General features: G+C 70.4%; 7 protein-coding genes and 3 pseudogenes. 6 read left to right on the forward strand and 4 right to left on the reverse strand.

Annotation, left to right across the window (positions count from 1 at the left end):
* Positions 1–61: 61 nt before the first annotated feature.
* Both AC6EUL_RS22275 and AC6EUL_RS22280 read right to left on the reverse strand, forming a co-directional pair.
* Positions 62–1,105, reverse strand: coding sequence for a YihY/virulence factor BrkB family protein (locus AC6EUL_RS22275; protein ID WP_056211871.1), 1,044 nt, complete (start codon positions 1,103–1,105; stop codon positions 62–64).
* A gap of 64 nt (positions 1,106–1,169) precedes the next feature.
* Entirely contained in the window at positions 1,170–2,177 is a 1,008-nt protein-coding gene (locus AC6EUL_RS22280) for a LysR family transcriptional regulator (protein ID WP_056277341.1), read from the reverse strand.
* A 112-nt stretch (positions 2,178–2,289) separates the two neighbouring features.
* Between AC6EUL_RS22280 and AC6EUL_RS22285 the strand changes: the two genes are divergently transcribed.
* The 6 genes and pseudogenes from AC6EUL_RS22285 (at position 2,290) to AC6EUL_RS22310 (ending at position 9,047) form a co-directional block, all read left to right on the forward strand.
* Positions 2,290–2,919 carry a YceI family protein gene (locus tag AC6EUL_RS22285; RefSeq protein WP_244476511.1) on the forward strand — a complete coding sequence of 210 codons (630 nt, stop codon included), beginning with the start codon at positions 2,290–2,292 and terminating at the stop codon, positions 2,917–2,919.
* A 34-nt stretch (positions 2,920–2,953) separates the two neighbouring features.
* Complete coding sequence (locus AC6EUL_RS22290) at positions 2,954–3,556, forward strand: cytochrome b (protein ID WP_499872767.1); 603 nt, start codon at positions 2,954–2,956, stop codon at positions 3,554–3,556.
* On the forward strand, positions 3,553–4,134 hold the full coding sequence (locus AC6EUL_RS22295) for a YceI family protein (protein ID WP_499872769.1): 582 nt from the start codon (positions 3,553–3,555) through the stop codon (positions 4,132–4,134). Before AC6EUL_RS22290 ends, AC6EUL_RS22295 begins: the two co-directional genes overlap by 4 nt.
* A gap of 328 nt (positions 4,135–4,462) precedes the next feature.
* Positions 4,463–5,941: an MmgE/PrpD family protein gene (locus tag AC6EUL_RS22300; RefSeq protein WP_499872771.1), complete on the forward strand. Its 1,479-nt coding sequence runs from the start codon at positions 4,463–4,465 to the stop codon at positions 5,939–5,941.
* A gap of 102 nt (positions 5,942–6,043) precedes the next feature.
* Positions 6,044–7,216: an MFS transporter gene (locus AC6EUL_RS22305; protein WP_499872773.1), complete on the forward strand. Its 1,173-nt coding sequence runs from the start codon at positions 6,044–6,046 to the stop codon at positions 7,214–7,216.
* A 308-nt stretch (positions 7,217–7,524) separates the two neighbouring features.
* Positions 7,525–9,047, forward strand: a pseudogene (locus AC6EUL_RS22310) (ISNCY family transposase).
* Here AC6EUL_RS22310 and AC6EUL_RS22315 read toward each other — a convergent pair.
* Positions 9,001–9,144 (reverse strand): annotated as a pseudogene (locus tag AC6EUL_RS22315) (IS701 family transposase); the annotation flags it as partial. The pseudogenes AC6EUL_RS22310 and AC6EUL_RS22315 overlap by 47 nt on opposite strands.
* Positions 9,145–9,171: 27 nt before the next feature.
* Positions 9,172–10,094: pseudogene (locus AC6EUL_RS22320) on the reverse strand (IS3 family transposase); the annotation flags it as partial.

Consider the following 10,094-nt stretch of genomic DNA (forward strand, 5'->3'; position numbering starts at 1 on the left):
AGCCAGGACTGAGCGGGAGCCCGGGGCTGGGCGACGGCGCCGCCCAGCCCCGGGCTCCCGCTCAGTCCTGGCTCGGCCCGACGCTGTCGGCGGCGAAGGCCTGGCGGACGCCCAGGGGCTTCGGCCGGCCCTCGGTGCTGTCGCAGGCGGTCTGGCGCTCCATCTCCGAGTTGATCTCGGCCCCCACAAGGACGATGACGATGGACAGCCACATCCAGGTCATGAACCCGATGCCGGCTCCCAGCGACCCGTAGATGCGGTTGTAGCTGTCGAAGCTCGCCACGTACCAGGAGAACATCCCCGAGGCGCCGACCCAGAACAGCGCCGCGAGGCTGCTGCCCCAGGTCACCCAGCGCCACTTCGCCCGGTTCCGGCTCGGGCCGTAGCGATAGATCAGCGACAGGCTGAGGGTGACCACGCCAAGGAGGGCCGGCCAGCGCACGATCTGCAGGACGGTGTCGGTGGCGGTGATGAAGCCGAGGCGGTCGAGGATCGCCGGCAGCAGCACCACCGCGCCGGTGGAGACGAGGAAGAACACCACGCTGGTGATCGTGAACAGGAAGGTGGTGGCGTAGAAGCGGACCAGGCTGCGCTTCTCGCGCTCCTTGTAGATCACGTTGAGGGCGTCGAAGAGCGCGCTCACCCCGGAATTGGCGCTCCACAGGGCGATCAGCAGACTGATGCCGGACGTGGTGCTCAGGGAGCCGGTGCTGCGCTGCGCGATCCGCACCAGCTGGTCCGAGACCAGTTCGAGGGCGCCCGGCGGCAGGATGTCCGCCAGCAGGCTGACGTGCTGGCTGATGACGTGGGGATCCGAGAACAGCCCGTAGATCGACACCACCGCGACGAGGCCCGGGAACACCGCCAGCAGGGCGAAGAACGCGACGCCGCCCGCCGTGGTCAGCACCCGGTCCTGCGGCATCGCCCAGAACACCCGCCACAGGATGTCCCGCCAGCCGGCCTTGGGGATGTCGACGGGGTCGGTCGCGCCCCGGCCGCGCCCGGGCTCGTGCGCGCGCTGGCGCGCCTCCGCCAGCTCTTCCGGGTTAAGGGGGCGGGTGCTGACCGAGCGCCAATCCTGCCCCTCATCGTCGTCTCGCACCATGCCGACACCCTGCCGGACCGCTCGTCGCCGGAACCCCGCCGCGCGGGGCGCGCCGCCCCCGGGATCACACTCTGCCTGAACTCTCGTCACAGGTCGCCACCGATGCCGACACAGGCGTGGGACGATCGAGCCCGGACCTGGGGCAGATCGCGGCCCGCCGGGCCATCTCGGTGCGGACGTGCTCGCGGAACAGGCGGACCCGCGCGGGGAGTTCGCGGCCCGCGAGGGTGACGGCGCGCAGGGTCCCGCCCCGGCTCGCCCAGTCGGGCAGGACGCGCACGAGGTCGCCCCGGGCCAGGGACTTGGCCGCGACGAGGCTCGGGATGTGGCCGATCCCGGCCCCGGCCAGGGTGAGGCGCAGCACCGTGGCGAAATCCGTGGCCCGCACGGCCGGCCGCAGGGTGATCCCGGCCTCCCGCCCCTCCACGTCCGAGACAAGGATCTGGGTGGCACCGAGACGCTCCCGGGCCAGCACCACGTCGTGCGCCGCCAGCCCGTCGATGTCGGCCGGGGCCGGGCGCTGGGCCAGGTAGGCCGGGGCCGCGTAGAGGCCGATCGTCAGGTCGGCCAGGATCGGCGCGGTGTAGCCGCTGTCGGGGTGGTCGCCGCCGCCGAGGCGGAGCGCAAGGTCGACCCGGTTGGCCGCGAGATCGAGGCGGCTGTCGGTGATGAGGAGTTCCAGGGTGATCTGCGGGTGCCGGGCCCGGAAGCTCGCCACGAGATCCGGCAGCACCTCGACCCCGAAATCGATCGAGGCCGTCACCCGCAGGTGCCCCCGCGGCAGGGTGCGGGCACCGCGGGCCGTCTGCAGGGCCTCGTCCAGAAGGGCGAGACTCTCCAGGGCCCGGGCGTGGAAGGCGAGCCCCTCGGCGGTGGGCGAGACCGCCCGGGGCGTACGGGCGAGCAGCGTCACCTTCAGCACCGATTCGAGGCGGGCGACGCGCCGGCTGACGCTGCCCTTGGTCTCGCGCAGGAAGGCGCCCGCCTGGGTCATGCTGCCGAGGTCGACGACGGCGCAGAAGGCCCGGACATCGTCGAGGTTTCCGGCGAAGGTTTCCAGATGCGCAACCATGTGTCCCCGATTAGCGCGCTATCGCACCCGCGGGAAGCGGCCTATTGGCGATCCACCGACCCGGCGCCCAGATGCCACCCTCATCGGCGCCCTCATCCTCGGAGCGAACCCCGTGATCCGTCTCTCGCCATCCCTCGTCGCCCAGACCGTCTCCCTCGCCCTCGCCCTCGCGTTCGCCGCGCCGGCCCTCGCCCAGACCCCGCCGACCCGCGACCCGGCCCAGATCCAGGCCGGCACCTACGCGGTCGATCCCGGCCACACCCAGGTCGGCTTCACCGTCTCGCATATGGGCTTCTCGAACTACTCGGGCGGCTTCTCGGACGTCTCGGGCACCCTGGAGCTGCAGCCGAAGACCCCCGCCGCCTCGAAGCTGTCCATCAAGATCCCGGTGGCCTCGGTGATGACGACCAGCGAGAAGCTGACCGGCGAGCTCAAGGGCGACCAGTGGCTCGACGCGGCTAAGTTCCCCGTGATGACCTTCGTCTCCACGAAGGTAACGCCCGAGGGCAAGGACAAGGCGAAGGTCACCGGCGACCTGACCCTGCACGGCGTGACGAAGCCGGTGACCCTGACCGTCACCCTCATCGGCGCCGGCGTGAACCCGCTGAACAAGAAGGTCACCGTGGGCTTCGAGGCCACCGGCACGCTCAAGCGCTCCGAGTTCGGCGTGAAGACCTACGTGCCGCTGATCGGCGACGACCTGCACCTCACCATCGCGGGCGCCTTCGAGCGCAAGGAATAGGCCTTTCCGTCCACCCCGCCGAAGGGAGCGCGTCATGACCGAGACCGCCCGCGTCGGGCCCGAGCCGCGCTACACCCGCGTCGCCATCGCGCTGCACTGGCTCAATGCGCTGGCGGTGCTGGGGCTGATCGCGATCGGTCTCGCCATGACGCACGGGGACCTGGCGCCGATGCGCCGGTTCCAGCTCTACCAGTGGCACAAGTCGGTGGGCCTCACGGTGCTGGCCCTGACGCTGCTGCGCCTCGGCTGGCGCCTGGCCCACCGGCCGCCGCCCCTGCCCGCGACGCTGCCGGCCCGGGAGCGGGCCGGCGCGCACGCGGCCCATGCCTTGCTCTACGGGCTCCTCCTCGGCCTGCCGCTCGTCGGCTGGGCCGTGGTCTCGGCTTCGCCCTTCAACCTGCCGACCGTGCTCTACGGCGTCCTGCCCTGGCCGCACCTGCCGGTGCTGCCGGAGCTGGCGAACAAGGCCGCCGTGGAGGCGGTGCTGAAGCAGGTCCATGCCTGGGGGGCCTGGTTCCTCATCGGTCTCCTGCTGCTGCATGTCGGTGCGGCCCTGCGCCACCACCTCGTCCTGCGCGACGACACCCTCCGGCGGATGCTGCCCCGCGCCCCGCTCAAGTCCAGATTCCAGCCATGATCGCCGCTCGCCTCGCCTTCGCGGTCGCCCTCGCGGCGGCGCCCCTGGCCCTGCCCGCCTGCGCCGCGGCCGCAGCCTGGACCGTCGATGCGGCCCAGAGTCGGATCGGGTTCTCGGGCGTCCAGGTCGGCACGCCCTTCAAGGGTCACTTCAAGCGCTTCAGCGCACAGATCACCTTCGACCCCGCCACCCCGGAGACGGGGCACGCCGTGGTCGATATCGACCTCGCGAGCGCCGAGACCGGCGATGCCCAGCGCGATACCGCCCTGCCCCAGGCGGAGTGGTTCGACGTCAAGGCCACGCCGCAGGCCCGGTTCGAGGCGACGCGGTTCGTCGCCAAGGGCGGCGACGCCTACGAGGCCATCGGCAGCCTGACGATCCGCGGCATCCGCCGCGACGCGGCCCTGCCCTTCAGCCTGACGTTCGCGGGAGCGACGGCCCGGGCGGTGGGCCACCTTGACCTCGTGCGCACGCAGTTCGGCGTCGGACAGGGACCCTGGGCTTCGGGCCAATGGGTCGCCCTGGAGGTCGGCGTCGACATCGACCTCACTGCGACGGAGACGGCCCCCAAGCCCTGAAGCGGATCGGCCAGCACATGGGCCGTCGGCGGGCTCGTCGGGGTTCACGCCGGATCGCATCTCTCCGATTGCACGTCGCCGGAAGGATGTTCCGAAAGCGAAACCTGTGCTTGCACGGCGGATCGAGACCTTTGTATCCGACTGGATATCTTGTTTCTCATGCGTAACCGGCGCGCAAAACCGCGGATGGCTTGCAGAAAGCGGGAGCCCTGCCGCGAGGGTCAGGTTATGCCTCGGTTCCGGTCCCGCCGGCGGCCTCGGCCCCGGCGCGTCCGGCACGGCGGCGTCCACGCGGGCGCGAGCCGCAGGACGCCAGAGGAAGAGATCCATGCCCGTGCCGACGATCGACCGCCGCGCCCTGCTCGGCTCCGCGAGCCTCGCGCTCGCGGGAACCGGCAGCGCCGTCCGTCCCGCCCAAGCCGCACCGGAGCCGAAGGGCGAGGCCAAGGCGGAATCGAAGCCGGTGCCGCCGGAGGTCACCCGGATCCTCGCCCGCTACGTGGTCGGCGCGCGCTACGCGGACCTGCCCGAGGCCGTCCGCCGCGAGGGCACCCGCACCCTGCTGAACTGGGTCGGCGTCGCCATCGGCGGATCGCATCACGAGACCCTGGACGTCGCGGTCTCGGCCCTCAAGCCGTTCTCCGGCCCGCCGCAGGCCGGCCTGTTCGGGCGCCCCGAGCGTTTCGACATCCTGAACGCCGCCTTCCTGAACGGCGTCGCCAGCCACATCTTCGATTACGACGACACCCACCTGAAGACCGTGATCCACCCGGCCGGCCCCGTCGCCTCGGCGATCCTCGCCTACGCCGAGATGAACCCGGTCTCGGGGGCGGACTTCCTCAACGCCCTGGTGCTCGGCGTCGAGACGGAGTGCCGGATCGGCAACGCGGTCTACCCGAACCACTACGATGTCGGCTGGCACATCACCGGCACCGCCGGGGTGTTCGGGGCGGCGGCCGCGACGGGCAAGCTGATGGGCCTCACCGAGCAGCAGATGGTCTGGGCGCTCGGGCTCGCCGCCTCGCAGCCCGTGGGCCTGCGCGAATCCTTCGGCTCCATGAACAAGAGCTTCAATCCGGGCCGGGCCGCCTCGAACGGCCTGTTCGCCGCGATCCTGGCCGCGAAGAACTACACGAGCTCGGACGGAATGATCGAGGCCAGGCGCGGCTGGGCCAACACCATCTCGACGAAGCAGGATTACCGCGAGATCACGGAAGGGCTCGGCACCCGCTACGAGGCGGCGCTGAACACCTACAAGCCCTTCGCCTGCGGCATCGTCATGCATCCGGCCATCGACGCGGCGGTGCAGTTGCGCAACGAACACCATCTCACCGCCGACATGATCGAGCGGGTCGACATGAAGGTCCATCCCCTGGTCCTCGAGCTCACCGGCAAGACCACGCCGCGCACCGGCCTCGAGGGCAAGTTCAGCATCACCCACGCCGTCGCGGTGGCGCTGGTGGAGGGGGCTGGCGGCGAGAAGCAGTTCAGCGACCGGGCGGTGAACGACCCCGTGATCGCGGCCCTGCGCGCCCGGGTGAAGCCGGTGGTCGACCCGGCGATCCGGCCCGAGCAGGTCGAGCTCACGGTGGTGCTGACGGACGGCCGCAGCCTGCCCCGGCGCATCGAACATGCCATCGGCAGCGTCGAGCGGCCGATGTCGGACGCGGCGCTGGAGACCAAGTTCACCGACCTCGCGGACGGGATCCTGCCCGACGCCCAGGTGCGCCGGGTCATGGACCTGTGCTGGCGCATCGCCGAGTTGCCGAATGCCGGCGACGTGGCCCGGGCCGGGGTCCAGGCCTGACCGCGGAGGATCGGGATCGACGGGCCGATCCCGGCCGCGTATGGCGATGCCCGCTCCTGGGCCTCGCCCTGCGCCAGCCCCCCTCGCCCGCCGCCAGCAAGGATCACGGACCTGAAGGCCGAGTTCTCGACCACGCGCCTGATCGTGATCCTGGCCTTCGCCGGTTTCGCCAGCACCTTCGCGGGCCGCTCCATCGAACCGCTGGTCGGCGTGCTGGCGCGCGACCTGCAGAGCGATCCCCACACGGTGGCGCTGCTCTCCACCGCCTTCGCCCTGCCCTACGCGCTGATCCAGCCGATCCTCGGCCCCGTCGGCGACGCTTTGGGCAAGGAGCGGATCATCGCGATCTGCCTCGGCATCCTGACCCTGGCGCTGGCCGCCTGCGCTCTGACCACCAGCCTCGACACCCTGTTCGTCCTGCGGATGATCGCCGGGGGCAGCGCCGGCGGCGTCGTCCCCCTGGCACTCGCCCTGATGGGCGACCGCATCCCGATCGAGCGCCGGCAGGTCGCCATCGGCCGCTTCCTCGTGGCGGTGATCCTGGGGCAGCTCTCGGGTTCGACCTTCGCGGGCCTGATCGAGGGGGCGATCGGCTGGGCCGGCGTCTTCGCCATCACCGCGGCGGTGGCGGCCCTCGGCTGCGGCGCGGCGCTCCTCGGGTTCGACCGCAGCGCGGCGGCTCCGGCCCGGCGACCGGACTTCCGCACGGCGGTCGCGCGCTACCGCACCATCGTAGGCAACCCGCGCGCCCGCATCCTGTTCGGGGCCGTGTTCGTCGAGGCGATCGCGGTGTTCGGGATCTTTCCCCACCTCGCCCCGCTGATCGAGGCGCGCGGCGAGGGTGGAGCCCGGGAGGCCGGCCTGGCGCTGGCCGGCTTCGCCGCCGGAGGACTGCTCTACGCGTTCTCGGTCGGCCTGCTCCTGCGCTTCCTCGGCCTGTCGCGGATGCTGATCGGCGGCGGCCTGATCTGCGCCGGGGCCCTCGTCACCCTCGGGCTGGCCGGCACCTGGCAGCTCGACTGCGCCGCCCTGGTGGCCCTGGGGCTCGGCTTCTACATGCTCCACAACACCTTCCAGGTGCAGGTGACCGAGGTGGCGCCGACCGCCCGCGCCTCGGCGGTGGCGCTCCACGCCTTCTCGTTCTTCTGCGGACAGGCCCTGGGCGTGGCCATCCTCGGTGGCGCCCTCCGGGGCCTCGGCCAGCTCACCGCCCTCAGCCTCTGCGCCGTCGTCATCGCCGGCCTCGGCCTCGTCACGGCGCGCCGCCTAGTATAGGCGCCTAGCACTACTTTGGCTGGTCTCCATCAAGGTGGCTGTACGAAAGCAGCGTTACAATGGGGGCAGCGCCGAGGTGGCGGCTGTTTGAGATGATCGAGAATGGCCTGTCGGACCGCCGGCATGGTGGGATGAGGCGGCGGGCAGCTGGTTCTTTTTTTCTAGGACAGCAAAGTCGGCTGTTTATACTTGATGGCTACGGGGGCGCCCAATGGAGGCGCGCGATGTCTCGAACCCAAAGTCGAACGCCGGATCGTGAACGGGTCCTGGTTCCGGTTCGCCGGCTTTGTCCGGCGTGTGGCCGGGCGATGCGCATCCGCTACGAGAACTGCCGCACGCTGGTGACGCTGGCCGGCACGGTGCAGTTCCGTCTGAAGATCCGCCGCTGCGAGGCCGCGGACTGCGCCCGCTTCCACAAGCCCTACCGGCCGGAAGTCGAAGGCGCGCTCGCCCTGCCGCAACACGAGTTCGGCCTCGACGTCGTGGCCCTGGTGGGCGTCCTGCGCCACCGCGAGCATCGCTCGGTGCCGGAGATCCACGCGATCCTGCGTGGGCGCGGGGTCGCCATCGCCGAGCGCAGCGTGACCAACCTGCTCGACCGCTACGACGAGGTCGTGGCCACCCAACTCGGCGACCCCGCTCACCTACGCCGACGACTGGCTGGGCAGGATCGGATCATCCTGGCGCTCGACGGCCTGCAGCCGGATGTCGGGCACGAGGTGCTCTGGGTGCTGCGCGACAGCCTCTTCGGTACGGTGCTCCTGGCTCGCAGCCTGCTGTCGGGCACGGCCGAGGATCTGGCCGTCCTGCTGCGTGAGGTCATCGCGGCGGTGGGTGTTCCAGTGGCGGGGGTGATCAGCGACGGTCAGCGTTCCATCCGCAAGGCGGGAGCGCTGGTCCTGCCGGGAGTGCCTCATCAACTCTGCCACTTCCATTTCCTGCGCGAAGCCGCCTTGCAGATCTTCGAGGCCGACCGGCACGCCAAGAAGGAACTGAAGAAGGGCGTCCGCGGCGTCCGTCCGATCGAGCGGGCGGTGGAGGGACGCACGGATGAGGAGGCGGAGCTGGTATGCGGCTACGCGAGCGCGATACGCAGCGCCATCACCGACGACGGCCGCGCCCCGCTCGACGCGGCGGGGCTGCGCTTGAAGAGCCGATTGGAAAAGGTCGCCGGGAGCCTCGAACGGGTGCGCTCAAAAGGGGGGCCGAGCCGCAGGGCTCGCGACCGCTCGCGCGGCTCCAGCAACTGATCGAGCGGGCACTCGCCGGCACGGCCGCGCTCTGGCCGGCGGTGAGCCAGGGCTTCGTCTTCGTGCACGCGGGCGCCCGCCTCCTGGCCAACCCTGCCGATGAGCCGGGGCCCAAGGTCCGGCAGCGCTTCGACGGACTGCTGGGGGCGATGGGGTGCCACCGGGATCGGGTGGAAGGTCTCGGCCCCGCCCTCGACCACTTCCGCAAGGTCGCGCGCAGCTATCGACCAGGTCTGTTCCACGCCGCCGACGTGGCGGACCTGCCGCGCACCAACAACGCCCTGGAACAACTGTTCGGCCCCCAACGCTACCACGAGCGGCGGGCCACCGGGCGCAAGACGGCCTCGCCTGGCGCGGTGCTGCGGGGGGCGGTGCGGCTCGTCGCCGGCATCCGTACCCGTGCCGAAGCACCCTCCGGACGCGACCTCGGCCGGGTCAATCCGGAGAAGTGGCAAGCCCTGCGCCGAGACCTCGACATCCGCAGGCAGGCCCGCACCGCACGCACCCGATTCCGCCGCGATCCCGAAGCCTACCTCAACGCCCTCGAACGAAAGGCGCGACAGCCGACTTTGCTCTCCTAGTTTTTTTCCGCCCTGCCGCGTCGAGGCGGCGGGACTGCAGGAAAGCGTAGGCCATCATCGTCATCAGCGCGTGGCGATGCAGCCCCTGACCTGACCGGTATTTTGAACCGGGCTGATTGCGACGTTACTGCATGGTCGCGGCCATGGGTAGCTGGAAGGCCAGATCCGGGAGGGTGACGGGCGCGGGTGGTCGGTAGCCCAGCGACGAGTGCGGCCGGACGTGGTTGTAGGTCGTTTGCCAGAGCTCGATTACGATCTGCGCCTCCCTCAGCAATTAGAAAATCTCCTGGCGCAGGCAATCGTCCTGAAGCTTGCCATTGAAGCTTTCACAATACGCGTTCTCCCACAGCGATCCTGGAGCGATGTACTGAATTTTCGAGCCGGTCTTGGCGACCCACTTGCGCAACGCCTTCGAGATCATCTCTGGGCCATTGTCGCAGCGGATGTGCTCCGGGATGCCATGCAGGCACATGGCGTCGGCCAGCGCCTCGATCACTCCCACGCTGTTGATGCGTCGCGCTACCTTCAGCGCCAGAGATGCCCGGCTATGCTCGTCGATCAGCGTCAGGATCCGGAGCGATCGTCCGTCATGGGTCCGGGCCTGGACGAAGTCAAAACTCCAGATGTGGTTGCGATGGAGCGGGCGCAGCCGTACGCAGGATCCATCGTTCAGCCACAGGCGGCTATGTGGTCGGTGCTTCTGCGGGACCTTGAGCCCCTCACGACGCCAGATCCGCTGAACCCGATCCTTACCCATCTGCCAGCCGGCTGCCTGCAGCAGCGCGGTGACGCGGCGGTAGCCGTAGCATCCGTACTCGGACGCCAGGGCGATGATGGCCCAGGTCAGCGCATCCTCGTCGGCCGGCAGCGTGGACACGTAGCGCTGCGTGCCCCGATGCTGGCCGACGATGCGGCAGGCGTGACGTTCCGAGAGACCGTCGACCGCCTGCCGGCGTCGCTCGGGGGCTAAATGGGGTATTCGGGGTGCGTCGCGCGGTGGAAGCGGCATGATGGTGCTCTGAACCAACCTCGGAGCCCTGCCATGGA

The sequence above is a fragment of the Methylobacterium sp. 001424705 genome, from assembly GCF_059816145.1.

Bases quoted from the DNA above. Each gene is read 5' to 3' on its own strand.
- AC6EUL_RS22275 (WP_056211871.1), bottom strand. From the start codon at position 1,105: ATGGTGCGAGACGACGATGAGGGGCAGGATTGGCGCTCGGTCAGCACC.
- AC6EUL_RS22280 (WP_056277341.1), bottom strand. From the start codon at position 2,177: ATGGTTGCGCATCTGGAAACCTTCGCCGGAAACCTCGACGATGTCCGG.
- AC6EUL_RS22290 (WP_499872767.1), top strand. From the start codon at position 2,954: ATGACCGAGACCGCCCGCGTCGGGCCCGAGCCGCGCTACACCCGCGTC.
- AC6EUL_RS22295 (WP_499872769.1), top strand. From the start codon at position 3,553: ATGATCGCCGCTCGCCTCGCCTTCGCGGTCGCCCTCGCGGCGGCGCCC.
- AC6EUL_RS22300 (WP_499872771.1), top strand. From the start codon at position 4,463: ATGCCCGTGCCGACGATCGACCGCCGCGCCCTGCTCGGCTCCGCGAGC.